A 26,031-nucleotide genomic window follows, 5' to 3' on the forward strand; every position below is an offset into this window, starting at 1 on the left:
CTAACAAGCGGGCGATTTTGAGCCAGCCTGATTGCCAGCCGTTATCCATATGACGGGATTGAACAGATGGCAAAATGGACGCGATTGCAGCTGGCGGCTGCGCTGATGCTTGGACTGGCCGGTCCGGCCATGGCAGATCAGACCACAACAGAGACCGACCGCGCCACCGTGCCTGTCATGACGGCGTTGGGCCGACGGGAGCTGCCTGCGCAGCCGCAGAAAATCGTGGTGCTGGACATCGCCGCCGTCGACACGCTGGCAGCGCTGGAGGTGCCCATCGCGGGGCTGCCGTCGCGGCTTTATGTGGATTATCTGGACAAGCAGCAGGCCGAGGCGGCGCCGATGGGGACGCTGTTTGAACCGGATTTCGAGGCAATTGCAGGACTGGCTCCGGATCTGATCGTGGCGGGTGGGCGCTCCTCCCGTCAGGTTGAGGCGCTGTCGGAGATCGCGCCCACCATTGATATGACCATCTGGGGCGCCAGCCACGTCGATCTGGCATTGTCGCGGTTGCGCAGCTATGGCGCGCTGATGGGGCGCGGGGAGGCAGCGACAGCCCTTGAGACCGCTTTTCTGGCCAAGCTGGAGGCGACGCGGGCTGCCGTAGACGGGCGCGGACGGGCGCTGATCGTGATGACCAACGGGCCGAAGGTGACCACCTATGGCGCGCAGTCCCGCTTTGGCTGGCTGCATGACGCGCTCAACCTGCCGGAGGCGGTGATCGAGCAGCCGGAGGCACCCTCTGGTGACGCAGCCGAAGCCGCAACCCATGGTGAGGCGATTTCGTTTGAATATATCGCGCAGGCCAACCCCGACTGGCTGATTGTCATCGACCGGGCCAGCGCCATCGGTCAGGACAATCAGGCCGCCGCGGCCACGTTGGACAATGCGCTGGTGACCGGAACCGAGGCCTGGAAAAAAGGGCAGGTCATCTATCTCGACTCCGCTGCGATCTACATTGCGGGCGGTGGCATCCAGGCGATGACCGCCACGCTAGAGCAGATCCGTGCAGGCTTTGCGCCCGGTGGCTGAGGCCACGGGATCAATAAGCGGACTGGGCAGGCCGGGCAGATCCGCACGCGGTGCGATCTGCCTGTGCCTGTTTGTTCTGATGCTGCTGGCAGGGCTAAGCTGCGTGATCGGGGTCAATCAGACCTCACCGCTGGCGCTGTTGCAGGACCCAGAGGCGGCGCAGCTGCTGCTGATCAGCCGCATCCCGCGCACGCTGGCGGTGATCCTGACCGGCGCCACGATGGCGGTTGCCGGGGTGATTATGCAGCTGTTGGTGCGCAACCGCTTTGTCGAACCGGGCACCACCGGCACCAATGAGGCGGCCATGCTGGGGCTGCTGGGGGCAACCCTGCTGGCGCCGGCGCTGCCGATCTTTACCAAGATGTTATGTGCGGCGGTGGCGGCTTTGCTGGGCACGCTGGTGTTTCTGGCCCTGGCCCGGCGCATTCCTCCGCAGCAACCGCTGCTGGTGCCACTGGTGGGGTTGGTCTATGGCGGCATTCTGGCCGCCGCTGCCGGGTTCATCGCGTTTCAGGCCGACCTGCTGCAATATCTTGCGATCTGGATGAGCGGCGAATTCTCCGGCGTGCTGTCTGGGCGGTATGAGTTGTTGTGGCTGGCCGGGCTGCTGGCGGGGCTGGCCTATCTGGTGGCGGATCAATTTACCATTGCCGGGCTGGGCGAGATGGCCAGCCGGGGGCTTGGCCTGCGTTACGGGCAGGTGCTTGGCTTTGGCGTGGTGGTGGTGTCGCTGGTGTCGGCATTGGTGATCGTGACCGTTGGGGTGCTGCCCTTTGTCGGGCTGGTGGTGCCCAATCTGGTGTCACGGATCATGGGGGACAATCTGCGTGACAGCCTGCCGGTGGTGGCGGCGACAGGGGCCGGGCTGCTGCTGATCTGCGACATGCTGGGCCGACTGCTGCGCGCCCCTTACGAGATCCCGGCTGGCACGGTTTTCGGACTGTTTGGGGCGGCGCTGTTTCTGGTGATGTTGCTGCGACGGCCCGCCCATGGCTGAGGCAGCTCTGTGGCGCATGAGAGGGCGGCGGCGGGCGCCGCTGGACCGCCGGTTGCTGGTGCTGGCGGGGCTGCTGATTGGGGCGGCTGCCAGTTTCATCAGCTGGGGGTTGCCGTGGTCCGACGGGGCGCCGTCAGCCTATATCCTGCAGCTGCGCGCAACAAAGCTGGCCGGGCTGATCTGCGTTGGTACGGCCATTGGCCTTGCGACGGTGCTGTTTCAAACGCTGAGCAACAACCGGATTCTGACGCCCTCGATCATGGGATTTGATGCGCTGTTTCTGCTGATGCAGTCGGTCCTAGTGATGATGTTCGGGCTGGCGTCGATGGCGCAGCTCTCGGGGTTTGCCGGGTTTCTGCTGAATGCCGGCGTGATGATGGTGGCGGCGCTGGTGTTGTTCACCGGCCTGTTGCGGCGCACCCGTGGTGACATCCAGTTGATGATCCTCGTGGGTGTGGTGATCGCGGTCCTGCTGCGCACTCTGGCGGTGTTTCTGCAACGGCTGATGGATCCCTCGGCCTTTGCGGTGGTGCAGACGCGGATGTTTGCGCAGTTCGGCAGCATCGACCGTGGCGCGCTGCTGGCCGCTGCGGGGGTGACCCTGTTGGCGACGCTCTGGCTGCTGCGGCGTGCGGCGCTACTGGATGTGGCCGCATTGGGACGCGATCAGGCCCGCAGTCTGGGGGTCAGATACGACCGGCTGCAAATGCAGCTGCTGTGCATTATTGCTGCGCTGGTCTCGGTCTCGACAGCGCTGGTGGGGCCGATTGCCTTTCTCGGGTTGCTGGTCACCAGCCTCGCCCACAGCCTGATGCAAAGCCATCGGCACGCATTGCTGCTGCCCGCCTCGGCGCTGATTGCCGCGATTGTTCTGGTCGCCGGGCAAACCCTGTTTGAGCGGCTGTTGCAGCTGCAGTCCAGCCTTGCGATCGTGATTGAATTCTGCGGTGGCCTGCTGTTCATCCTGCTGCTGATGAGAGGAAAACTGAGATGATCGATGTGACGGGCCTGTCGTTCACACTGGCAGACAAACCGATTTTGGACACGGTGGATGCCTGCCTGCCCGCAGGTCAGATCACCGCGCTGATCGGTCCGAACGGGGCCGGGAAATCGACGCTGCTGAAGCTGATTGCGCAGCAGTTGACGGCCAGCTGGGGGCGGGTCTGCCTGTCGGGATGTGATCTGCGCAGTATCAAGCCGGAGGAGCTGGCGCGCCGAATGGCGGTGGTCGGTCAGCAGCTGGACGTCGCGAGCCGGGTGCGGGTGCGCGATCTTGTGGGTTTCGGGCGCTGGCCGCACAGCCGGGGGCGACTGGGGGCGGAGGATCAGGCCGCCATTGCCGATGCGCTGGCGCTGTTTGAACTGGAGGATCTGCGCGACCGGTTCCTGGATGAGCTGTCCGGCGGTCAGCGGCAACGGGCCTTCATCGCGATGGCCTATGCGCAGGACACCGATTGGCTCTTGCTGGATGAGCCGCTTAACAATCTCGATCTCAACCACGCGCGCAACCTGATGGCGCAGCTGCGGCATCTCGCGGATACCCGCGGCAAGAGCATCGTGATTGTGCTGCATGATCTCAACTATGCGATCAGCTGGGCCGATCATGTTGTGGCCCTCGCCGGGGGCCGCGTCGCCTTTGCCGGACCGATGGCGGAGGTGGCGACAAGCGAAAGCCTCAGCGCGCTTTATCAGACGCCGGTTGCCCTGCGTGAGGTCGAAGGCCGCCCCATTGCCTGCTATCACGGCTGACGCCGCCGACTTGCCCAAGGCTTCTGCGCGGGATTGACTGCACCGGGGCCGGTGCGGATAGATCCGGGGCAGGACCTTATTGTGATGGCGCGCCCGGATGAGACGTATTTACGAACCCCTTGCCTATACCGACCGGCCTATCAGCGCGCGGTATTGGGACCGTTTCCTACCGGATCCGGCGCCACGCTATGCGCCGCTGCGGGACGAGGTCACGGCAGAGTTTGCGGTGATTGGCGGCGGTTACACCGGGTTGTCGGCGGCGCTGACACTGGCGGAGGCCGGCGCCGATGTGGTGCTTCTGGACGCGCAGCGCCCGGGCTGGGGAGCGTCGGGGCGCAATGGCGGGCTGGTGTCGGTTGGCAGCGCGAAACTGGCGGATGACGCGATCCTGCGCCGCTACGGACAGGCGGATGCGGAGCAGTTTTTCGCAGCGGAGCGGGCCGCCGTTGATCTGGTGGAGCGCTATGTCGAGCGGCTGGCGCTGGAGGTGGACCGCCATTCACGCGGCTATACCTTCGTCGCCCACCGCCCCGATCGTCTGACGGAGCTGCATGACTATGGGCAGGAGTACACCCGCCGCTATGGGCTGCCGTATGAGTTTATCCCGCAGGAGGAGATGGCCGCCCATGGGCTGAACAGCCCGGAGTTTCACGGCGCGGTCAACCTGCCGGTGGGATTTGCGCTGAACCCGATGAAATTCGTGCTGGGCCTGACCCGTGCGGTGGAGGCCGCCGGGGTGCGGATGTTCTCCGACACGCCGGTGCAGGCGATCACCCCGGCGGCGGGCGGGTATCTGTTGCAGGGGCCGACGGGGCAGGTCCGCGCCCGGCATCTGCTGGTTGCCACCAATGGCTATTCTTCGGATGACCTGCCCGGGGCGCTGGCGGGGCGTTATCTGCCGGTGCAGTCCAATATCATGGTGACCCGCCCGTTGAGCGAGGCGGAGATTGCTGATCAGGGCTGGTGGAGCGAACAGATGGTCTGTGACAGCCGCACCCTGCTGCATTATCTGCGCCTGTTGCCGGATCGTCGCCTGTTGCTGGGGCTGCGCGGCTCGGTTCGGGTGAGTGAGGCGAATATCGCCGCCACCGAGGCGAAGGCGAGGGGCGATTTTGACCGCATGTTCCCGGCCTGGCGCGCGGTCGAGACAGAGCATTTCTGGTCCGGCCTCATCTGCATGACCCGCAATCTGGTGCCCTTTGCCGGGGCGATACCGGGGATGGACAATGCCTTTGCGGCGCTTGGGTATCATGGCAGCGGCGTCTGTATGGCGCCTTATGCCGGGGCGCTGATTGCCGATCAGGCGCTGGGGCGCCACCAGCGACCGCACCCGGATCTGATGCAGCGCCCCCTGCGCCGGTTTGAGCTGGGCCGCTGGCGGCGGTTGTCGCTGCCGCTTGCCTTTGGCTGGTATCATATCAAGGATCGGATCTGATCCGACGCGGGGCCGCGCGCGGGGGTATCCCAGACGCGGCCCCTGTGCTGGCTCGCTTATTCGCCTGCGTCCATCACCTGTTTGATGCCGACCTCGCCGCAGTCTCCCTCAATATTTGGACCGGCAGCCCGCCGGTGAGCAGCAGAATACCGTCTTCCACCTTGCCAAGCTGGCTATAGCCGTCGGCGTCTGGCGCCTGGTTCAGGACCGAGGTCGGAATCTTCAGGCTGGCAGAGGTATAGGCCTTGTGGAAACGGGGGTGGATCGTATTGGCACCGGTGCCGTCGCCGCGCTGGAAATAGACCAGACACCCTGATCGTCTACAACAGAGACGGAGACCACAGGCTCAGCTTTGACGCATTTGGCGACCGCGGCTTTCGCGCCGGCTTCTGCCACGGCAGCGGTCAGAACCGGGCGGTGAGGTGGACCACCCCCGGCTTGCGCCCGTCCGTTCACATCACCCGGCTGTCCGCCTGCGCGGTTTCGGCGTGACGAAACCGGCGCGGGCGCATGGTTTCCGGGGCCACGCCGCGAAAGGCGCTGCGACGGATCACATCGGGGGAATGGCCATAGGTTTCGCGGATGTGCTGGCTGAGGCTCTGATAGCTGCCAAACCCGGTGGCGACCGCGACCTGGCGCACCGGAATATCGGTCTGGGTCAGCAGCTGATGGGCGCGCTCCACCCGCAGCGCGCGATAAACGCTGAGCGGTGAACGGTCGAAATGCCGGGTAAACCGACGCTGCAGGCAGCGGGTGGAGACATTGAGGCTCTCGGCCAAGGCAGCGACCGAAAGCGGCGCCTCAATGTTGTCCTGCATCACCGCAAGACATTGGGTGATCAGCGTATCGCCTGCGGATTTCTGTTCAAGGTTGAGGGCGACGCGGCTTTTGGTTGGGCGTTTGCCGGTATCAAGGCCAAGGTAATGCGCCATGCCATCGGCGGCCAGCCGTCCGCAATCGGCGGCAACAATATCCAGCAGCATCCGCGGGGTGGCGAAATTGCAGATCGCCGAATGCACCGTGCCGGAGACAGCGGTTGCGGCGCCGTCCTGATCCTGACGCAGACTGCATTCCCCGGCTGAGGCAAGGAAATTCGGGTGGATTGCCAGATCGTGATCCTGGCCTCGGGCCAGTGCATCCAGCAGGAACACCGCGCCACCAACAAAGGCGCTGCGTTCGGCCAGTCGCATCACCTGATTGACGCGGGCGCGCTCCTTTGCGGACAGCTGCCAGCGGCTGTGAATATCGCCGAGAAACACCACCAGTGAGCGGGGGCGGGCACCGGCCGGACCGCTGGAGAGCATATCCAGACCACAGATGCGCACCCGGTATTGCACCCCGTCCAGCAGCTCATTTGCGGCCTCGAACAGATCGAGGATGATCTGGGCGGAGGAGCGCGGCGCGCCGTCGGGAAGGACAACGTCGATGTGGCGCAAGGCGCGGCCATGGGCAAAGGCAAAATCGGTGTCGCCGTGGCGCGGGGCGTGGATGGTCATCTGTCTGCCTCTCGTACTCTACGTGGATTGGTCCGGACAGGAGGGCCGCCGGTCGAGACCGGCGACACCTCGGGTCTTGGGAGGGAGGCTTATTCAGCCGCCTCTGCGTAGTCCTCCATCGGAGGGCAGGTGCAGATCAGGTTGCGGTCGCCATAGGCGTTGTCGACGCGGTTCACTGCCGGCCAGTATTTATCAACACCGAGGTTGCCCGGAGGGAAGCAGGCCTGCTCGCGCGAGTAGGGGCGATCCCACTCACCAACCAGATCGCGCACCGTATGTGGTGCGTGCTTCAGCGGGTTGTTTTCGGCATCGATCTTACCGTCGATGATATCCTGCGCTTCCGACCGGATGGACAGCATGGCTTCGCAGAAGCGATCCAGCTCATCCTTGGGTTCGGATTCCGTCGGCTCCACCATCAGGGTGCCAGCCACCGGCCAGGACATGGTCGGCGCGTGGAACCCGCTGTCGATCAGGCGCTTGGCCACATCGTCAACGGAGACGCCAGCCTCGTCATTCAGCGGACGGGTGTCCAGAATGCACTCATGCGCCACACGACCGGATTCCGACGTGTAGAGGATCGGATAGGCATCCTTCAGACGCGCGGCGATGTAGTTGGCGTTGAGGATCGCCACCTTCGTCGCCTGGGTCAGGCCCGCACCACCCATCAGCAGGATATACGCCCAGCTGACCGGCAGGATCGAGGGCGAGCCGAAGGGCGCCGCCGAGACCGGACCCACGGCGGTGCCGTATTCCGGGTGACCCGGCAGGTGCTCGGTCAGATGCGCCTTCACGCCGATCGGACCCATGCCGGGGCCACCACCGCCATGCGGAATGCAGAAGGTCTTGTGCAGGTTCAGGTGGCTGACGTCGCCGCCAATGTCACCCGGACGGGACACACCCACCATCGCGTTCATGTTGGCGCCATCGATATAGACCTGACCGCCGTGATCATGGGTGATCTGGCAGACCTCCTGAACGGTGGTCTCGAACACGCCATGGGTGGACGGATAGGTGATCATGCAGCCTGCGAGGTGGTCAGAGTGTTTCTCTGCCTTCTCGCGGAAGTCCGCCACGTCGATGTTGCCGTTGTCGTCCGCTTTGATCGGAACCACTTTCCAGCCCACCATCTGCGCGGAGGCCGGGTTGGTGCCATGGGCAGAGGTCGGGATCAGGCAGACGTTGCGATGCGCCTCACCACGCGAGGCGTGGTAGTTGCGGATCGTCAGCAGGCCCGCATATTCGCCCTGCGCACCGGAGTTCGGCTGCTGGGAAATCGCGTCATAGCCGGTGATCTGGCACAGCTTGTCGTTCAGATCGTCGATCATCTGGTGGTAGCCCTGCGCCTGATCTTCGGGAACGAAGGGGTGCAGGTTGCCAAATTCCGGCCAGGTGACCGGGATCATTTCGATGGTCGCGTTCAGCTTCATGGTGCAGGAGCCAAGCGGGATCATCGCGCGGTCCAGCGCCAGATCGCGGTCGGCCAGACGGCGCATGTAGCGGGTAATCTCGGCCTCGGCCCGGTTCTTGTGGAAGATCGGGTGGGTCAGATACGCGCTGTCGCGCAGCATGGCTTCGGGCAGACGGTACTGCTTGTTGGAGCTGTCGTCCTTGCGGTCGATGCCAAAGGCCCCCCAGACGGCCTCGATGGTTTCGGGGCGGGTCTGTTCGTCCAGCGAGATGCCGACCTTGGTTTCGCCGACGCGGCGCAGGTTGATGCCCCGCTGCACAGCGGCTTCCATGACGGTTTTCTGCAGGTGACCCACCTCGACGGTGATGGTGTCGAAGAAGACTTCCGGTTCAACCTTGAACCCGGCCTCTTCCAGACCAGCGGCCAGACGCGCGGTTTTGCGGTGGACGGACTGGGCAATCGCCTTGATGCCATCGGGACCGTGGTAGACGGCATACATCGACGCGATCACCGCCAGCAGCGCCTGTGCGGTACAGACGTTGGAGTTGGCTTTCTCGCGGCGGATGTGCTGTTCGCGGGTCTGCAGCGACAGGCGGTAGGCCTTGTTGCCGCGGGCATCGATGGACACACCGATGATCCGGCCCGGCATCGAGCGTTTCAGCTTGTCCGAAGTCGCCATATAAGCAGCGTGCGGGCCGCCGTAGCCCATCGGAACGCCGAAACGCTGGGTGGAGCCGATGGCGATATCCGCGCCCATTTCACCGGGGGATTTCAGCAGCGCCAGCGACAGGATGTCGGCGGCCACAACCGCGATGCCCTTGTGCTCGTGCAGGGCGGCGATCTGGTCGCTGAAATCGGTGACGTGGCCATGGGTGCCGGGGTACTGGAAGATCGCGCCAAAGACGGCGCCGGCATCCAGCTCTGCCGGTTCGGCAACCACAACATCGATGCCCAGAGGCTCGGCGCGGGTCTTGATCACGGCAACGGTCTGCGGGTGGCAGTTCTTGTCCACGAAGAAGGCTGCGTTATTCGCCTTGGAGCGCGAACCGCGATGCGCCATCGCCATGGCTTCGGCCGCGGCAGTGGCTTCGTCGAGCAGCGAGGCATTGGCCACCGGCAGGCCGGTCAGATCGCTGACCATGGTCTGGAAGTTCAACAGCGCCTCAAGACGGCCCTGCGAAATCTCGGGCTGGTAGGGCGTGTAAGCCGTGTACCAGGCGGGGTTTTCCAGAATGTTGCGCAGGATCGGGGCCGGCGTGGTGGTGCCGTGGTAGCCCTGACCGATCAGGGAGGTCAGCACCTTGTTCTTGCCCGCGATCTCTTTCATGTGGAAGAGCGCATCGCGTTCGGTCATCGCCGGGCCCCAGTCCAGCGCCTCTTTCTGGCGGATGGCGGGCGGCACGGTGGCGTCGATCAGCTCATCGAGGGTGTTGAAGCCGATCACCTTCAGCATATCAGCCATTTCACGCGGGCTGGGCCCGATGTGGCGGCGATTGGCAAAGTCGTAGGCTTCGTAATCAGTCAGTTTGAAGGCCATGGGAATGTCCTAATTCGTGGTGGTCCCACCGGACCATACCGGCGGGTAATCAAGGGAGGGATCGGGCCAGCACGACAGCCGGCCCGGCCCATCAGCAGGATCAGCCGATCAGGGCCTTGTAGCCGTCCAGATCCATCAGATCTTCCAGCTGGGCGCTGTCGGAGAGCTTGATCTTGTAGATCCAGGCCGCGCCTTCGGGGTCTTCGTTCAGGGCGCTGGGGTTGTCGGCCAGATCTTCGTTCACGGCGGTGATTTCACCATCCAGAGGCGCGTAGATTTCCGACGCCGCTTTCACTGATTCAATGACGCCGATCTCGCCGCCTTTTTCGAATTCTTCACCGCTGTCCTGCTGCTCGACAAAGACAACTTCGCCCAGCTGGTCAGCTGCGTGTTTGGTGATGCCGAGCGTGGCGGTGTCGCCCTCGACGGTGATCCATTCGTGATCTTCGGAATAATAGGTGGTCATCTCGGGTACTCCTGGAGCTTAGCGTTTGTAATTCTGGGTGACGAAGGGCAGGGCGACGATTTCTGCGTCATGGGCCTTGCCACGAATGATCAGTTTGACCTGTTCGCCGACCTTGCCGTGCGGGGCCGCGACATAGCCCATGGCGACCGGGCCGCCGACGGTGGGGCCAAAACAGCCAGAGGTGATCTCACCAATGGTGTTGCCTTCGGCGCATTGGATCTCAACGTGCTGACGGGCAGGGGCGCGCCCGGAGGGTTTGATCCCGACCAGTTTCTTCGCCGCGCCTTCGGCCAGCTCTTTCTGGATGCGGTCAGCACCGGGGAAACCGCCCTCTTCCTTGCGGCGTTTCTGGATCGCCCAGGCCAGCGACGCCTCAATCGGAGAGGTCGACTGGTCAATATCGTTGCCATAGAGGCAGAGGCCCGCTTCCAGACGCAGGGAGTCCCGCGCGCCCAGACCGGCCGGCTCACAATCCTCATGGGCCAGGAACAGTTTGGTGATGCGTTCGGCGTCTGCATCGGGGATGGAAATCTCATAGCCATCTTCGCCAGTGTAGCCGAGGCGCGACAGCCGACATTCCACACCGTCGATATCAGCGACGATGGTTTCCATGAACTTCATCTCACGGGCAGCAGGGCACAGATCGCCCACTACATTTTCGGCGGCGGGGCCCTGAACGGCCACCAGCGCGCGGTCGAAGATCTCGGTCACTTCGACGCCGTCGAGATGCGCCTTCATGTGGGGGATGTCCTGATGACGCAGGGCCGCGTTCACCACCACGAAATAATGGTCGCCGGCGTTGGAGACGATGAGGTCATCCATGATGCCGCCGTCTTCATTGGTGAAGAAACCATAGCGCGCCTTGCCTTCCTTGAGGGTGGCATAGGCCTGCGGGCAGATCGCTTCCAGTTTCTCGCCGACGTTGTCGCCGCGCAGGATCACCTGACCCATGTGGCTGACATCGAACAGCGCAGCTTTCTCGCGGCACTGCTTGTGCTCTCCCATGATGCCCATGGGGTATTGGACCGGCATTTCCCAGCCGGCAAAGTCGACCATCTTGCCGCCGAGGGCGACATGCAGGTCATAGAGCGGAGTACGTTTCGGCGCGTCGGTCATAGCGTCTTGCCCTTGAATTGGAATGTGAAAGGAACCGGGGCGCGACGCCTGCCGCGCCCCGATGTAGGTTGATTTTGGTTATTCTGCCGCGCCTTTGCTCGGCTCTTCGGTCTGCCCGTTGGAGGCAAAGAACTCTTTGGTCACCTTGAAGACAACCGGGCTCAGCAGGGCGAGAGCGATCAGGTTCGGGATCGCCATCATGGCGTTCAGCGTGTCTGCAAGCAGCCAGATGAAGCCCAGATCAGCAGTCGCCCCGAAGTAGATCGCGACGATCCACAGCACACGGTAGCCGATCAGCACCTTGGCACCCAAGAGGTAGCCGACGCATTTCTCGCCATAGTAGGACCAGCCCAGAATGGTGGTAAAGGCAAAGATCGACAGCGCGATGGCAATCACATAGCCGCCAAAGCCGGGCAGGGAGGTTTCAAACGCCAGCGAGGTCAGCGCGGCACCACTTTCGCCCGACGTCCAGGCGCCGGAGGCGATGATCGCCAGACCGGTGATGGAGCAGACGATGATGGTGTCGATGAACGTGCCCAGCATCGCGATCAGACCCTGGTTTACCGGACCTTTGGTCTCAGCTGCGGCATGCGCAATCGGAGCGGAGCCCAGACCGGCTTCGTTCGAGAACACGCCACGCGCCACACCAAAGCGGATCGCGGCCCAGACAGCGGCACCGGCAAAGCCACCTTCAGCAGCGGAGGGGGTGAAGGCATAGGTGAAAACCAGACCCAATGCGTTGCCCAGTTGGTCGGCGTTGATGATCAGCACCAACAGACCGATGGTGATGTAGCTGACTGCCATGAACGGCACCAGCTTACCAGCCACAGCCCCAATGCGGGTGATGCCGCCAAGGATCACGGCACCGGTCAGCGCCATCAGCACGATACCGGTGATGGACGGGTTGAAGCCAAAGTTGGTTTCCAGCACCTGCGCCACACCGTTGGCCTGCACGCCGTTGCCGATCCCAAAGGCCGCAATTGCGCCGAACAGGGCAAAGGCAAAGCCCAGCCAGGCCCATTTCTGGCCAAGACCATTTTTGATGTAATACATCGGGCCACCGACATAGTTACCCTGATCGTCCTGCTCGCGGTATTTCACCGCCAGCACGGCCTCAGAATATTTGGTGGCCATGCCCACGAGTGCGGTCATCCACATCCAGAACAGCGCGCCGGGACCGCCGAGGAACACAGCGGTTGCAACGCCGGCGATGTTGCCGGTGCCGATGGTGGCGGACAGCGCGGTCATCAGCGCGTTAAACGGGGTGATCTGGCCTTCGCCGTCGCCCGCCTCGCGGCCTTTGAACAGCAGCGCAAAGCCGGTGCCGATGCGCAGGATGGGCATCAGCTTCAGCCCGACCTGCAAAAACAGGCCAACGCCGAGAATGAGGACCAGCATCAGCGGGCCCCAGACGATCTCGTTGATATAGCCCACAATTGAATTCAGAACTTCCATATTTTTCCTCCCTTTAGGTGGTATTCTCTGGCCTTAGATTGCCTGTCCCGGCCTTTGCTGCGGTTCGCGACCGGTGACAAGTCATTTTCTGGGTTCCGCCCCTCCTGCCGCGACCGACCAGCCGCGGGGCAGACCCCAAATGCGGGGGTTTACGCTGTGCTGTCTCCCCCTGCATTGACGCTGGTGAGCTGCCGGTTCCGGGCCTCTTTCAGCGCTGCAAAATCCTCATCCGCGTGGAAGGATGAGCGGGTCAGAGGTGTCGCCGAGACCCCCAGGAACCCTTTGCTTCGGGCCATCCGCTCAATCTGCTCGAACTCCTCAGGGGTGACGAAGCGATCAATCGGATGGTGTTTCGGGGTGGGCTGCAGATATTGGCCCACGGTCAGGAAATCGACATCTGCGGCGCGCAGATCGTCCATCACCTGACGCAGATCTTCCAATGTTTCGCCCATGCCAACCATCAGGCCGGATTTGGTGAACACCTGCGGATTGGCGCGTTTGGCGTCATCCAGCAGGCGCAGCGAGCTGTAGTAGCGCGCGCCGGGACGGACACGGGGGTAGAGATGCGGCACGGTTTCCAGATTGTGGTTGAACACATCCGGCGCGGCCTCAAACACGATCTCGGCGGCGTTGCCCTTGCCCAGAAAATCCGGGGTCAGCACCTCAATCGTGGTGTCGGGGGTCTGGTGGCGCACGGCGCGGATGGTCTGGGCGATATGTTCGGCGCCGCCGTCCTCAAGATCGTCGCGGTCAACGCTGGTGATCACCACATGGCGCAGCGCCAATTTCTTCACCGCCAAGGCCACGCGACCGGGTTCAAAGGCGTCCAGCGCATCGGGGCGGCCGGTGGAGACGTTGCAGAAGGAACAGCCGCGGGTGCAGACCTCCCCCATGATCATCATGGTGGCGTGGCGTTTGGACCAGCATTCGCCAATATTGGGGCAGGCGGCCTCTTCGCAGACGGTGGTCAGATTGTGGTCCCGCATCAGACGCCGGGTCTCGAAATACTCGGCGCTCTCGATTTTCTTGCGGCGGATCCACTTCGGCTTACGCGGAATCTCGCTATCGGCCTTTTTCGACTTTTCCGGGTGGCGGAGCCGCGGCATCGGGACGTTCATCTGGGGTACCTCCTCAGGGCGAGAGATCTGACAGCGATCAGGCGTGAATGGCCCGACCCATGGCATCAAGGCAGGCTTCCTTCACCGCTTCGGCCATCGCCGGATGCGCGTGGCAGGTGGCGGCTACCTCACCAACGGTGGCGCCTTTGGTCATCGCCAGCACCAATTCGGCGATCAGATCACCGCCATGTGCGCCGCAGATATGAGCGCCCAGGATCTGGCCCTCGGGTGTTGCCAGCACTTTGACCGCGCCGTCAGTTTCACCCTGCGCACGGGCGCGGGAATTGGCCATGAAGGTGAATTTGCCGACGATATAATCCGTGCCCGCCTCTTTCAGCGCCTCTTCGGTCTTGCCAACCGATGCCACCTCGGGATCCGTATAGACGATGCCGGGGACGGTGTTGTAATCCACATGCCCCGCCTGACCGGCGAGCATCTCGACACAGGCCACGCCGTCCTCTTCGGCCTTATGCGCCAGCATCGGGCCGGGCACACAATCGCCAATCGCATAGATCCCTTCGACAGATGTGGAGAAACGTTCATCCACCTCGACAAAGCCGCGCGCATTGACGGAAACACCCAGCGCCTCCAGCCCCAGACCCCGGATCACCGGGCGGCGCCCGATGGCGACCAGCACCTTATCAGCGACCAGATGCTCTTCCTTGTCTTTGCCGACGCGGTCCAGCGTCAGGGTCAGGCCATCCTCGCTGCGGTCGATGAATTTCAGCGCGCGGCCCAGCTGGAACTTCAGCCCCCGTTTGGACAGGGCGCGCTGTGCCAGTTTGGCGATTTCGCCGTCGATGCCCGGCAGGATCCGGTCGAGGTATTCGACCACAGTGACCTTTGCACCAAGACGCGACCAGACCTGGCCCAGCTCCAGCCCGATGACACCGGCACCGACCACCACCAGATGCTTGGGCACCTCTGGCAGGGTCAGCGCGCCGGTGCTGGACACCACGTCGCCCTCGTCGATATCGACGCCCGGCAGCGGGGTGGGTTCGGAACCCGTGGCAATCAGGATGTTCTTGGCCTCGTGGATGTCGTCGCCGACCTGAACCTGACCCGCGGCGGGAATGCTGGCCCAGCCTTCGATCAGGTCTACGCCGTTTTTCTTGAACAGGAAGGCAATGCCCTTGGTGAGATCGCCGACAATCTTGTCCTTGCGCGCCATCATCGCGTCCAGATCCAGCCGGGCGCCATCAATCGCAATCCCGTGACCGGCCAGATGCGACAGGCTTTCGTATTTTCCGGAGGAGGAGAGCATCGCCTTGGAGGGGATGCAGCCGACATTCAGACAGGTGCCGCCGAGGGTTCCGCGTCCTTCGACACAGGCCACCTTGAGCCCCAGCTGAGCCGCGCGAATGGCTGCAACATAGCCGCCCGGGCCACCACCAATAACGATCAGGTCATATAGGCTCATCGCCCGCCCTCCAGTTTGTCTGTCAGGGAACATATGTCCCTAACTCCCCCATGAGTTTCCTTTAAGAAACTTTTCCACCATAAGCAACTATTGGTTTCACATAGAAACTTTGACCTGTGTCTGAGAGGGAGTTAAACATTGGGAAATTCAGGAGATTGCCCGCCAATGGAACCCATCAATCCGGAAGACGGCGCCCCCGTTGCAGAGGTTGCCGAGGCCCCGGACGGCGATGCGCTGGGGAAAATGATTCGAGATTCGCGTAAGGAAATGGGCCTGACGCTGGAGGAGGCGGCCAAGGCCGCCAATATCGGTCGCTCCACCCTGTCGAAGATCGAGAACAACCAGACCCGCCCCAGTTTCGAGATCATTCGCCGCCTGATGCAGACGCTGGATCTGCAGACACCGCAGCTCTTTGTGCAATCCGCCAAGAGCGATATTTCCGGTCGGCGCGATTACACCCGCAAGGGTCAGGGTGAGCATCAGGAAACCGAGACCTACGACCATGAGCTGCTGTGTACCGAGCTGACCAGCAAACGGATGCTGCCCTATTTCAGCCGGATCAAGGCGCGGGATGTGTCGGAGTTCGAAACTTGGATCCGCCACAGCGGCGAGGAATTCATGTTGGTGATCAGCGGGGAGCTGATCCTTTATACTGAACACTACCGCCCGCTGCCGATGAAGGCCGGCGATACGGTCTATTATGACAGCGGCATGGGCCATTGCTGCGTATCAACCAGCGAAGATGACGCGCATGTCCTCTGGGTCTCGCTGGACTAATCCCCGTCTGCTGGCACCAGATCACGCGCCACAAAAACGCCGCCCGCGCATTGGCGGGGCGGCGTTGTGGGTCAGGCTGCGGGTGGCTCAACTACTCGGCAGCGATGCCAAGCGAGGCTGCGGCGCCGGGGGCGTCCCCACGATCAAACCGTGACCAGCTGAGATCCCCGTCGTAGCGCCAGGCCAGCTGCCCGTGCTCATCCATGGCAATCAGATGCAGCCAGCCATTGTCGAACAGGTCGCGCACCTGCGGGTGGCGCTCCAGGATCTGGGTCATGGCCTCACGCGGGGCTTCGATCACCACGGTCAGGCGCAGCGGATCATGTTGCAGCGCCTCGCCATCATGCACCGACTGCCACGGCAGGCCGGGTTTCAGCGCGCCGCCGTTGCCCTCCAGCACGCCGATACCGCCGGCCACATTGTGCAACAGCTTGTTGCCGCCGCCGAACAGGGCCGGGGCAACGCTGGAGCCATAATATTGCAGGCTGATCCAGCTGGCGACCACCACCGGCGCGGTCAGGATCAGTTCCAGCACGCCAAATCCCTCATCCGCGCGCCAGTCATAGCTGTGCAGAAACGACTGCCCGTCCAGCGCCGTGCCCTCGGTCCGGCTGCGTGGCGCCGCGACAAAGGCCCGGCACCCGGCCAGCCCCCATTCGGGGCGCAGCTCAGCCCAGTCTGACGACCGGCGCAGAATATCGCCGCCCGCCTTGGCGCGGGGCAGCCGGGCGGCGCGTTCACTGCGCGCCAGTGCCCCCGCAGCCTTGACCCAGCGGCGCAGGCGCGCAAGGTCGCGGGCCAGCCGGGTCTCACATCCGGCCGGCAGATCCTGCTCATAGAGCGTCACCTGATCGGTGGTGGTATGATGCAGCGCCGCCAGAAACACGGTGTCCTGCGGGATCTCGATCCCCGCCGCAGTCAGGCCCGCGCGCACCCCGGCGTCATTCAGCAGCCCGGCCAGAAGCCGCGCATTCACATCCCCTGCGTGACCGCCACAGGCGCCGCAGTGCAGGGCGCTGGCATGGGGGTTGTTGGTCACATCCGCGCCATGGCCTGCCAACAGAACCACCGGGGCAAAATTATCGGTCAGCGACATCGCCGACAGGATGGTTTTTGCCATTGCGATGCGGCTGTCCAGATCCACCGATGGGTCCAGTTGCGGCGCCGGATCGGTGGCGGCGCGACCGCTGACACCAAAGGCGTCGCGCAGCAGTTTGCCCGCATAGACCGGGCCCGTCGCCTCAACAAAGGCAAAGGACGAGACGGCCGCCAGTTTGAACCGCCCCCAGGCCCGTCTGGCCCGCGCCGCATAACGCCGGGCCAGGTCAAGCCCACCCGGTTCCGCAGCCTTGGAACAGACACCTGCCGTCAGCAGCACCGGCCCCCGGCCTTCGGTGACATCGGATCCGGCTGCGTTATGCGCCGTCGCAAGGCCAAAGAACCCGGCAAATCCGATCGTCTCCACACCGCTATCCTGCGCTTCCAGAGCGCGGCGAAACACCTCTGAGCGGACATCAATACAGAAGGCTGCCTGTACCGCCGGGCGCGCAGCCGTACCCTCGGCGCCATCCTCAGCAACCTGGCGCGGGGTGGCCGCAAGCGTGGTGGCCAGCTGCCGCTGGGCGGCGCGTTCTCCGGCCTCCTGCAGGATCGCGTCGATGATGTGATCGCGGCTTGGCGTTACCGGGGTTTCATGCTGCGCGACCACAGCCTGCCAGCGTGCCTCCATCGCATCGCGGTACTGATGAAACAGCGCCTCGTCAAACACCATGCGGATCGCCAGCAGCTCCACCGTGGTGGTGTCGCTGCCGCCCTCCAGCTCGGCCTGCCAGGACAGGTAGCGGCCATATTGCGCCCAGCCCTGAAGGGTGATCAGCCAGCGATGAAACCCGGTGCCCGCCGCCCCTGAGGTCAGGCCAAGCGTCTCCGAGGCTCGCCCAATCGCGCGCCAATGGGACCGGTTGGTGGCGCTGACAAAACTGCCAAAGCCGCGCAGCCCGTGGACTTCCGGCGTCAGGTCGCGGGTGGCAAACTGCCGCCAGGCCGCATAGGCGCCGCCGCTGCGATCCGGTTGCCACAGGGCCTGACCCTGATCGAAATGGCTGGCCGCAAAGGCGCCGATCCGATCTTCGATAAGGCCGGGCCAATCGATCCCGGAGACCTCAGCCGCCAGGTCCGCAACCGTGGGCAGGGCCACCGGGTCGCCCGCAGCCTCCGCCGGGGTCAGTGCCGCATGAAGATCCGCCAGCGTCACCCCGCTGAATTCAGCACCGGCCCGCGCCAGTGCGGCGCGCAGATCGCTGTCGGTGAGTTCCCCTGCGGCCTGTTTTGCTGCCCAATGGCTGCGCTGTGGGGTCACCCGGGTGCCCGCGACCCGCGCCAACCGCGCCGAGGTCACCGCCAGTGGTTCCTCGCGCTGGCCAAGGAATGGGTTCACCGCCACGCTGGCAGTCAGCGGAAACAGCGGCGGGATTGCGCGGGCGGCCTGATTGGCGCAGGTGACCAGCTCCAACAGGGCGGCAGGATAGGTTTCGTGCTTCATCAACATCGCTTCAATCTCCCGGTTTCAGACCTGTGTCCGCTTTGACCAGCCACCCAGCAGCCGGTCAAAAATCGCATTTGCATAAAGCCCGTTGGCCAGATGAACCCGCAGCCCCGCCGCCGCCGGGTGCATCGCCCAAAGCGGAAAGGTCGCCTGCGCCACCGCCACCGCGCCAAAGCTGATGAGCGCCAGCAGGATCAGCGCCCATTCCAGTGGGCCGGGGGCCGGGGTGGCGGGCAGGGTGCCTGCGGTCAGCTTCAGCGCCGCCAGTTGCAGCAGGAAGTAACTGACCGAGGTCGCGCTGGCATAGATCACCGTGCGCCGGGTCAGCGCACCGGGGGCGGCATCGGCCAGACCCTGCGCCAGAATATAGGCCACGCCAAAAATCAGGATCACCCCCAGCGCAATTGCCTGCACCGATTTGCCGTCAAAGCCGAAGATGGCGCCAACCAGCGCATAGATCACGATACCGATGCCAAAGGCCTGCATCACATTGCGCCCGCTTGGCACTGCGACGGGGCCCGGGCGCCGGATCGCGGCAACATTGGCCACCGCCTCACCGGCGCTGAGAAACGCATGCGCCTTATAAAGGGAGTGCGCCACGATATGCAGCAGCGCCAGCGGGAACAGCGCCAGACCGCATTGCATGATCATAAACGCCATCTGCGCGATGGTGGACCAGGCAAGCGAGGTCTTGACCGCAGGCTGCGTCAGCATCACCAGCCCGCCAAACAGCGCGGTAAACCCGCCCAGCATCACTAGCAGCGCCATCACTGCAGGGGCCGCCAGCATCACATCGGCAAAGCGGATCAGCAGGAAGCCCCCGGCGTTGATCACCCCGGCATGCAGCAATGCCGACACCGGCGTCGGGGCCTCCATCACCTCGGTCAGCCAGCCATGGGTTGGAAACTGCGCCGAGGCGAGAACCGCCGCAAGCGCGATCAGCACGGCGGCCGCGATTGTCAGCAGATCAGGCGCGGCGGCGGCCAGAATGGTGGCAATATCGCTGTTGCCATAGGCCAGGATCAGCAAGAGCGCAGCGATGGCCAGGGACAGCTCGCTGGCCCGCGCCACCAAGGCCTTCTTGCGGGCGGCGCGGCGCGCTGTGGTCCGGTCACGGTAAAACAACAGCAGCTGATGCAGACACAGGCTGGTGGCGGTCCAGGCCAGCACCAGCTGCACCAGATTACCCGACATCACCAGAAGCAGAACCGCCGCCAAAGTGGCCGCCATCCAACCGATAAAGGCACCCTGCCGCGCCTCGCCATCCATATAGGTGGCGCTGTAACGCAGCACGATCCAGCCAATGAAACTGACCAGGCAGAGCATCACGACGCTGACCACATCCAGCCGCACCGACAGCCCAACCCCAAAAAGACCCAGCAGCGGCGAGCTGCCCGGACCCGCCATCATCAGCAAACCCGCTGACATCACCGAGACGACAAAGGCGCCAAGCCCCGCATATTCCGCCAGACGCGGCAGAGGAGCAGGGCGCAGACCGGGGCTGCGGCGGGCACGGACCGCCACCGCCAGCAGCAGTACCGGGGCCAGAAGCGGCAGAAACAAATACAGCATAAGAGGTTCTCCCAATCACAATGCAGCACGCGACGCTGCGTCAACGACAGAGGTAACGCCGGGCGTGGATTAATAAAAATTCATTGTTATGCTCTTTTCGTTCTATTAAAGTGAACGAATGCCTCTGAACTATCATCACCTGCGCTATTTCTGGGCGGTGGCCCATGACGGCAATCTGACCCGCACCGCACAGCGGCTGAACCTGTCGCAATCAGCCCTGTCTGTGCAGATCAAACAGCTGGAGGAACGGCTGGGGCACCCGCTGTTTGACCGGCGCGGGCGGCAATTGCATCTGACCGAAGCCGGGCGGATCGCACTGGATCATGCGGATGCGATCTTTGCCACCGGGCAGGAGCTGATCGCCACGCTGGAGGACACGCGCCGCAGCCGTCAGGCCCTGCGCGTCGGCGCGCTGGCGACCTTGTCACGGAACTTTCAGATCGGATTTCTGCGGCCGATGCTGGCGCGCAGCGATGTTGAGGTGATCCTCAGATCCGGCAGCCCGACCGAACTGCTGGAAGGGCTGGCGACGCTGAACCTTGATCTGGTGCTGATGAACCGAGAGCCGCCCAATGACAGCCTGACACCTTATGAAACCCATCAAATCGCGGATCAGGCGGTCAGCATCGTTGGCACCCCGGACCGGCTGAACCCGCGCCTGCCCATCCGGGAGTTGCTGACCACCCAGCCTTTTGTGCTGCCGACCACCGACAATACGGCGCGGACCGCCTTTGATGCCATGGCCAGTCGCCTGTCGGTGGTGCCACAGGTCGCGGCGGAGGTCGATGACATGGCGATGATGCGCCTCTTGGCCCGCGAAGACATCGGTCTGGCGCTGGTGGCCCCGATCGTGGTGCAGGATGAACTGTCCTCCGGGCGGCTGCTGGAGGCAGAAGAGCACCCCCGCATCCGCGAAACCTTCTATGCCATCACCCTAAGACGCCGCTTCCCGAACCCGCTGGTCCAGGAATTGCTGGCCGTCGACACCTCCGCTCTGGATGAATGAGGCCGCTGACCTGACCAGCAAGTTCCCGGCCACCCTCAGCGCATCAGCGCGCGGGCCTCTTGCGGGGGGAGCGGGGCCGGGCGGGGGCAGCTGGTGGTGGTCGCGACCCAGGCGCGGGTCTGGCCTGCCTTCAGAATGGCCATCATCACATCAACGGTATGGGCTGCCAGCTCGATGCCGCAACGATGGGGTCGGTTCTGGGTGATGGCGGCAACCATATCCGCAAGACCGGCGGCCCGGTAATTGGCCTGACGGCGCCCGTCGGGCCGCGTCTCATTCGGCTGGGCAAAGGGGTGATCATCCTCCGGTGCAAGGGGGATCAACTCACCATCCCCTTCGCTCATCCTGACCATGCCGCCGAAATAATTGGGGTCGGGCAGCTGCAGCGTCCCCTTGGTCCCGTAGAGTTCCATATTGGGATGGCTGCTGGTCCAGACATCCCAGCTGGCTCCCAAAGTGATGATCGCGCCGGTGTCGAATTCCAGCAGCGCGTGGATATTGGTGGCGGTGTCGACCGGGATCTCCTCGCCATGGCGCGGCCCATTGCCGATGGTGCGGGTGGGGAAACTGGCTGCCGTCATCGCCGCCACTGATCGCACCGGACCCAGCAACTGAATGAGATTGGCGATATAATAAGGTCCGAGGTCCAGAACCGGCCCACCCCCCGGCTGAAAGAAGAAGTCCGGGTTCGGATGCCAGTGCTCCATCCCGCGCGACATCACATGGCAGGTGCCGCCAATCACGCGGCCAACCCGCCCCTCATCAATCATGGCGCGGGCCAGCTGATGGGAACCGCCCAGAAACGTATCGGGTGCAGATCCCACGCGCAGACCGCGCTGCCCCGCCAGATCCCGCAGGGCGATGGCCTGGTCCAGCGTCAGCGCCAGTGGTTTTTCGGAATAGGCGTGTTTGCCTGCCTCCAGAATGCGCCGGGTCAGCGGATAATGCGCCTCCGGGATGGTGAGATTGACCACCACGGCGATATCCTCAGCCGCCAAGAGACCCTCCACGGTTTCGGCGCGCAACCTGTGTTCCGCCGCCCGTGCCTGTGCCGCCTCGGGGTTGATATCTGCCACTGCCCGAAGCGTCATCCCGCTGAAAAGAGGGATCATTTTCAGATAGGTGAGAGAGATATTTCCGCATCCGATGATGCCAATGCCCAGCTCTGTCATAATGACCTCTCAGAATGCCTGTACCGTCGCCAGCGACCGACGGGCGCAGCGGCGATGATCACTTGGGTTGTCATGTTCGATCACGTAACGATCCACGCCAGCCTTTTGCAGGGCGGCGTGAACCGGCGCCCAGGAGAGCGTGCCATGGCCCACATCGGCCCAGCCGTCCTCATCCGCGCAGGCCCCGGTCGGCGCGACATCTTTGATATGGGCGGCGTGGATCTGACCTGCAAAACGCTCCACCATGGCCACCGGGTTGTGGCCCGCGCGGGCCGTCCAGCCCAGATCCAGCTCCAGTTTCAACTCGGGCGAGGCCCCGGCGATGAGATCCAGCGGCATCACCCCGCCGCCCAGATCGGCCAGCTCAAAATCATGGTTGTGCCAGCCAAAGACAAATCCGGCCTCCTGCACCGGTCGCCCGGCGGCCACCAGACGGGCGGCAAACGCCTCCCAGCCGGCAAGGTCCACAGGCCGATCCGGTGCCTGCAGCATTGGCGCAAAAATCGCCTCGGCGCCAACGGCGCGACCAATCGCGATGGCCGCCTGCGGATCGCGCTCCAGATCGTCCAGCCCGTAGTGCAACGTCGGCATGCTCAGCCCCGCCGCGCGCAGATCCTCGGCCAGCGTCGGCACCTGCGCAAACAGCGCGCCATAGCCCTCAACATCTGCGTAGCCAGCCTCCGCCAGCATGGTGAGCGTGTCAGCCAGCGGCCAGTTGCGCGAGCCATAGAGTTGGTAGGAAATAGCAGTCATGGTAAGTCCTTCCGGCGCCGTCACAGGCGCGCTTCGGTGTTGGGGTCAAAGAGTGAGGCGCGGCCCGTGTCAAAGCCGATGCGCAACCGGTCGCCTGCCGACACCCGGCTGGCCCCATCCATGCGCAGGCGCAAATTTTGCGTGCCCTGGGTGGCATAGACCAACGTGTCCGACCCCAGCCCCTCGACCAGATCCACCAGCACCTCGGCGGTGGTATCCGCGCGGGTGATCTGCTCTCCAGTCAGGATATGTTCGGGGCGGATGCCGATCACGGCGGCGCCATGATGCGGCCCGTTCTGGTAGGCGTACCCCTGCATCGGCAGGGCGAGATCGCCGGCATGGAACACGCCGTCAATCAGCACCCCCTCAATCAGGTTCATGGCCGGGCTGCCGATAAACCCGGCGACATAGAGGTTCTGAGGCCGGTTATAAATCTCATCCGGGCTGCTCAGCTGCATGATCCGCCCGCCCTTCATGATGGCGATACGGTCCGCCAGCGTCATCGCCTCGACCTGATCATGGGTCACGTAGATCATGGTATTCGCCAATTGCTGATGCAGCCGCTTCAGCTCCACCCGCAGATCGGCGCGCAGCTTGGCATCCAGATTGGACAGCGGTTCATCAAACAGGAACACATCCACATCGCGCACAAGCGCCCGCCCGATGGCGACGCGCTGGCGTTGCCCGCCCGACAACGCGGCGGGTTTGCGTTTCAGCAGCGGTTCGATCTGCAACACCTCGGCGGCGCGGGCCACGCGTTTGGCGATCTCCGGCTTTGGAAGGCGGGCGTTTTTCAGGCCAAAGGAAAGGTTCCCCTCCACCGTCATCTGCGGGTAAAGCGCATAGGACTGGAACACCATGCCAATGCCGCGCTCCGACGGTTCCGCCCAGGTGACATTCTGGCCTTGAATGAAAATCTGCCCGTCGCTGATATCCAGCAGGCCCGCGATACAGTTCAGCAAGGTGGACTTGCCGCATCCGGATGAGCCGAGCAGCACCAGAAATTCGCCCTGTTCGATATCTAGGTTCAGCTGATGCAGCACCTGCAGCTCGCCGAAATGGAGGTCGAGGTCGCGGATCTCAACGGAGTGGGTCATAAGTGTCATGAGAGATCAGCCTTTCACGGCGCCAGCAGCAATGCCGCGCACAAACAGTTTGCCAGAGACGAGATAGATCACCAGCGGCACCAACCCGGTGAGAAGGGTTGCGGCCATGTTGACGTTATATTCCTTCACCCCCTGGACGGAGTTGACGATATTGTTGAGCTGCACCGTCATCGGATAGGTTTCGGGCTTGGTGTAGATCACGCCAAACAGGAAATCGTTCCAGATTCCGGTGACTTGCAGGATCATGGCCACGACGAAGATCGGGATCGACATTGGCACCATGACGCGCAGATAGATGCCCCAGAACCCGGCGCCATCCACCCGCGCCGCCTTGAACAGCTCCTCCGGCAGGGAGGCAAAATAGTTGCGGAACAACAGTGTCAGGATCGGCATGCCAAAGATTGAATGCACCAGCACCAGCCCCCACAGCGATCCCATCAGCTTCAGCTCGCGCAGGATGATCACAATCGGATAAAGCATGGTCTGATAGGGGATGAAGGCGCCGATGATCAGGATGGTGAAAAACGTCTCCGACCCTTTGAACCGCCAGTTTGCGAGTGCGTAGCCATTGACGCTGGCGATGGCGATGGACAGCGCCACTGACGGCACCAGGATCTTGATCGAATTGCCAAACCCCCGGCTCAGCCCGTCGCAATTGATGCCGGTGCAGGCCTCCGACCAGGCCTTGACCCAGGGCTGAAACGTGATCTCGACCGGCGGCGAAAAGATATTGCCGAGCCGGATTTCGGGCATCCCCTTGAGCGAGGTCACCACCATCACGTAGAGCGGCAGCAGATAGTAGAGCGCGATCAGCAGCAGCGTTCCATAAAGCATGACATTTCGCCGCGAAACCTTCGCCTTTGGCTTGGTGCCGCGCGGGCCGTCCAGAATACGGACCGGGGTGGCCTTCGGGGTTTGTGGGGACAGATCAACCACGTTTCTTTCCTCCGAATTCCAGATAGGCCCAGGGCACAAGGATGATGATCACCGACAGCAGCATCATGGTGGAGGCGGCAAAGCCCTGACCCAGATTCTGGGCCTCAAACATGTAGTTGATCACGTATTTCGCAGGCACCTCGGATGAAATGCCGGGACCGCCATTGGTCTGGGCCACCACCAGATCGTAAAGCTTGATAATGCCGCTGGCGATGATCACCAGCGCGGTGACAAACACCGGGCGCATCATTGGGATGATCACCCGGACATAGGTCTTGGTCACGCCGATCCCGTCAACGCGGGCGGCCTTCCAGATGTCCTCATCAATGCCGCGCAGCCCCGCCAGCATGATCACCATGACAAAGCCGCTGCCCTGCCACAGCCCGGCGATCAGCACGCCGAAAATCACCGTTTCCGGGTTGTTCAGCGGGTCAAAAGCAAAGCTCTCCCAACCCCAGCTGCGCACTACATTCTGAATGCCGAAATCCGGGTTTAGGATCCATTGCCAGGCCAATCCGGTCACCACAAAAGACAGCGCAAACGGGTAGAGAAAGATGGTACGAAACGCGCCCTCAAAGCGGATCTTGCGATCCAGCAGCGCCGCCAGTGTGAAACCGATCGCCATGGTCAGCACCAGCGAGCAGAGGCCATAGATCAGCAGGTTTTCGACCGAGATCAACCAACGATTGCTGGACCAGAGCCGCTCATATTGATCGAAACCGACGAATTTCCACTTCGGCAGCAGCCGCGATTTGGTGAAGGAATGCGCAACCGTCCAGGCGGTGCCGCCCATGAACACCACCAGCGCGGTGAGGATCATCGGCACGGAGGCGATTTTTGCATTGAGATTGCGCAGCACGCGGGGCGGGCGCGGCCGGGCCGCGGGGTTGTGTCCGCTGCGGCCGGTTGGAGGGGCTAGTGTCATGATATGTCTC

Annotated in this window: 22 protein-coding genes; 7 read left to right on the forward strand and 15 right to left on the reverse strand. The window is 63.3% G+C overall.

Going from position 1 to position 26,031, the window contains the following annotated elements:
* Window positions 1-66 precede the first annotated feature (66 nt).
* The 5 genes from phaeop14_RS18795 (at window position 67) to phaeop14_RS18815 (ending at window position 5,213) form a co-directional block, all read left to right on the forward strand.
* Window positions 67-1,032: a siderophore ABC transporter substrate-binding protein gene (locus phaeop14_RS18795; protein ID WP_096790596.1), complete on the forward strand. Its 966-nt coding sequence runs from the start codon at window positions 67-69 to the stop codon at window positions 1,030-1,032.
* Entirely contained in the window at window positions 1,025-2,029 is a 1,005-nt protein-coding gene (locus phaeop14_RS18800) for an ABC transporter permease (protein WP_096790631.1), read from the forward strand. The genes phaeop14_RS18795 and phaeop14_RS18800 overlap by 8 nt, the downstream gene beginning before the upstream one ends.
* Window positions 2,022-3,023 carry an iron chelate uptake ABC transporter family permease subunit gene (locus phaeop14_RS18805; RefSeq protein ID WP_244905869.1) on the forward strand — a complete coding sequence of 334 codons (1,002 nt, stop codon included), beginning with the start codon at window positions 2,022-2,024 and terminating at the stop codon, window positions 3,021-3,023. Before phaeop14_RS18800 ends, phaeop14_RS18805 begins: the two co-directional genes overlap by 8 nt.
* Window positions 3,020-3,778 (forward strand): iron ABC transporter ATP-binding protein, encoded by a 759-nt coding sequence (locus tag phaeop14_RS18810; protein WP_040171927.1) that lies wholly within the window; start codon window positions 3,020-3,022, stop codon window positions 3,776-3,778. Before phaeop14_RS18805 ends, phaeop14_RS18810 begins: the two co-directional genes overlap by 4 nt.
* Window positions 3,779-3,875: 97 nt before the next feature.
* On the forward strand, window positions 3,876-5,213 hold the full coding sequence (locus tag phaeop14_RS18815) for an NAD(P)/FAD-dependent oxidoreductase (RefSeq protein ID WP_096790597.1): 1,338 nt from the start codon (window positions 3,876-3,878) through the stop codon (window positions 5,211-5,213).
* Window positions 5,214-5,286: 73 nt separating this feature from the next.
* Here phaeop14_RS18815 and phaeop14_RS19940 read toward each other — a convergent pair whose 3' ends face one another.
* The 8 genes from phaeop14_RS19940 to lpdA all read right to left on the reverse strand — a co-directional run bounded on the left by phaeop14_RS19940 (window position 5,287) and on the right by lpdA (window position 15,229).
* Window positions 5,287-5,520, reverse strand: a complete 234-nt coding sequence (locus phaeop14_RS19940; protein WP_338090143.1) for a heme-binding protein — start codon at window positions 5,518-5,520, stop codon at window positions 5,287-5,289.
* A 145-nt stretch (window positions 5,521-5,665) separates the two neighbouring features.
* Entirely contained in the window at window positions 5,666-6,709 is a 1,044-nt protein-coding gene (locus phaeop14_RS18825) for a helix-turn-helix domain-containing protein (protein ID WP_040182216.1), read from the reverse strand.
* A gap of 89 nt (window positions 6,710-6,798) precedes the next feature.
* Window positions 6,799-9,654: an aminomethyl-transferring glycine dehydrogenase gene (gcvP, locus tag phaeop14_RS18830; protein ID WP_040182214.1), complete on the reverse strand. Its 2,856-nt coding sequence runs from the start codon at window positions 9,652-9,654 to the stop codon at window positions 6,799-6,801.
* A 100-nt stretch (window positions 9,655-9,754) separates the two neighbouring features.
* Complete coding sequence (gcvH, locus tag phaeop14_RS18835) at window positions 9,755-10,120, reverse strand: glycine cleavage system protein GcvH (protein WP_014876560.1); 366 nt, start codon at window positions 10,118-10,120, stop codon at window positions 9,755-9,757.
* A gap of 18 nt (window positions 10,121-10,138) precedes the next feature.
* On the reverse strand, window positions 10,139-11,236 hold the full coding sequence (gene gcvT, locus phaeop14_RS18840) for a glycine cleavage system aminomethyltransferase GcvT (protein ID WP_040182211.1): 1,098 nt from the start codon (window positions 11,234-11,236) through the stop codon (window positions 10,139-10,141).
* A 78-nt stretch (window positions 11,237-11,314) separates the two neighbouring features.
* The gene (locus tag phaeop14_RS18845) at window positions 11,315-12,691 is read right to left on the reverse strand and encodes an alanine/glycine:cation symporter family protein (RefSeq protein ID WP_096790598.1); all 1,377 of its coding nucleotides are present in this window, start codon (window positions 12,689-12,691) and stop codon (window positions 11,315-11,317) included.
* A gap of 149 nt (window positions 12,692-12,840) precedes the next feature.
* Window positions 12,841-13,809, reverse strand: a complete 969-nt coding sequence (lipA, locus tag phaeop14_RS18850) for a lipoyl synthase (RefSeq protein WP_096790599.1) — start codon at window positions 13,807-13,809, stop codon at window positions 12,841-12,843.
* A 37-nt stretch (window positions 13,810-13,846) separates the two neighbouring features.
* Entirely contained in the window at window positions 13,847-15,229 is a 1,383-nt protein-coding gene (gene lpdA / locus phaeop14_RS18855) for a dihydrolipoyl dehydrogenase (RefSeq protein ID WP_096790600.1), read from the reverse strand.
* A gap of 165 nt (window positions 15,230-15,394) precedes the next feature.
* On the opposite strand from lpdA, the gene phaeop14_RS18860 reads away from it, so the two are divergent.
* Window positions 15,395-16,006, forward strand: a complete 612-nt coding sequence (locus phaeop14_RS18860; protein WP_096790601.1) for a helix-turn-helix domain-containing protein — start codon at window positions 15,395-15,397, stop codon at window positions 16,004-16,006.
* 91 nt (window positions 16,007-16,097) lie between these two features.
* Here phaeop14_RS18860 and phaeop14_RS18865 read toward each other — a convergent pair whose 3' ends face one another.
* The gene (locus phaeop14_RS18865; protein WP_096790602.1) at window positions 16,098-18,554 is read right to left on the reverse strand and encodes a YbcC family protein; all 2,457 of its coding nucleotides are present in this window, start codon (window positions 18,552-18,554) and stop codon (window positions 16,098-16,100) included.
* Between the two features lie 18 nt (window positions 18,555-18,572).
* Window positions 18,573-20,123, reverse strand: coding sequence for a proton-conducting transporter transmembrane domain-containing protein (locus phaeop14_RS18870; RefSeq protein ID WP_096790603.1), 1,551 nt, complete (start codon window positions 20,121-20,123; stop codon window positions 18,573-18,575).
* Window positions 20,124-20,241: 118 nt separating this feature from the next.
* On the opposite strand from phaeop14_RS18870, the gene phaeop14_RS18875 reads away from it, so the two are divergent.
* Window positions 20,242-21,129 carry a LysR family transcriptional regulator gene (locus tag phaeop14_RS18875; protein ID WP_040182197.1) on the forward strand — a complete coding sequence of 296 codons (888 nt, stop codon included), beginning with the start codon at window positions 20,242-20,244 and terminating at the stop codon, window positions 21,127-21,129.
* A gap of 35 nt (window positions 21,130-21,164) precedes the next feature.
* Here phaeop14_RS18875 and phaeop14_RS18880 read toward each other — a convergent pair whose 3' ends face one another.
* The 5 genes from phaeop14_RS18880 to phaeop14_RS18900 are packed head-to-tail and all read right to left on the reverse strand — an operon-like array spanning window position 21,165 to window position 26,021.
* Window positions 21,165-22,301 (reverse strand): Gfo/Idh/MocA family protein, encoded by a 1,137-nt coding sequence (locus phaeop14_RS18880; protein ID WP_096790604.1) that lies wholly within the window; start codon window positions 22,299-22,301, stop codon window positions 21,165-21,167.
* Between the two features lie 9 nt (window positions 22,302-22,310).
* Complete coding sequence (locus phaeop14_RS18885; RefSeq protein WP_096790605.1) at window positions 22,311-23,054, reverse strand: sugar phosphate isomerase/epimerase family protein; 744 nt, start codon at window positions 23,052-23,054, stop codon at window positions 22,311-22,313.
* Window positions 23,055-23,074: 20 nt separating this feature from the next.
* The gene (locus phaeop14_RS18890) at window positions 23,075-24,160 is read right to left on the reverse strand and encodes an ABC transporter ATP-binding protein (protein ID WP_082035369.1); all 1,086 of its coding nucleotides are present in this window, start codon (window positions 24,158-24,160) and stop codon (window positions 23,075-23,077) included.
* 6 nt (window positions 24,161-24,166) lie between these two features.
* Window positions 24,167-25,096, reverse strand: a complete 930-nt coding sequence (locus tag phaeop14_RS18895; RefSeq protein ID WP_040171888.1) for a carbohydrate ABC transporter permease — start codon at window positions 25,094-25,096, stop codon at window positions 24,167-24,169.
* The gene (locus phaeop14_RS18900) at window positions 25,089-26,021 is read right to left on the reverse strand and encodes a carbohydrate ABC transporter permease (protein WP_096790606.1); all 933 of its coding nucleotides are present in this window, start codon (window positions 26,019-26,021) and stop codon (window positions 25,089-25,091) included. The genes phaeop14_RS18895 and phaeop14_RS18900 overlap by 8 nt, the downstream gene beginning before the upstream one ends.
* Window positions 26,022-26,031: the final 10 nt, after the last annotated feature.

The sequence above is a fragment of the Phaeobacter piscinae genome, assembly GCF_002407245.1.
GTDB lineage: Bacteria > Pseudomonadota > Alphaproteobacteria > Rhodobacterales > Rhodobacteraceae > Phaeobacter > Phaeobacter piscinae.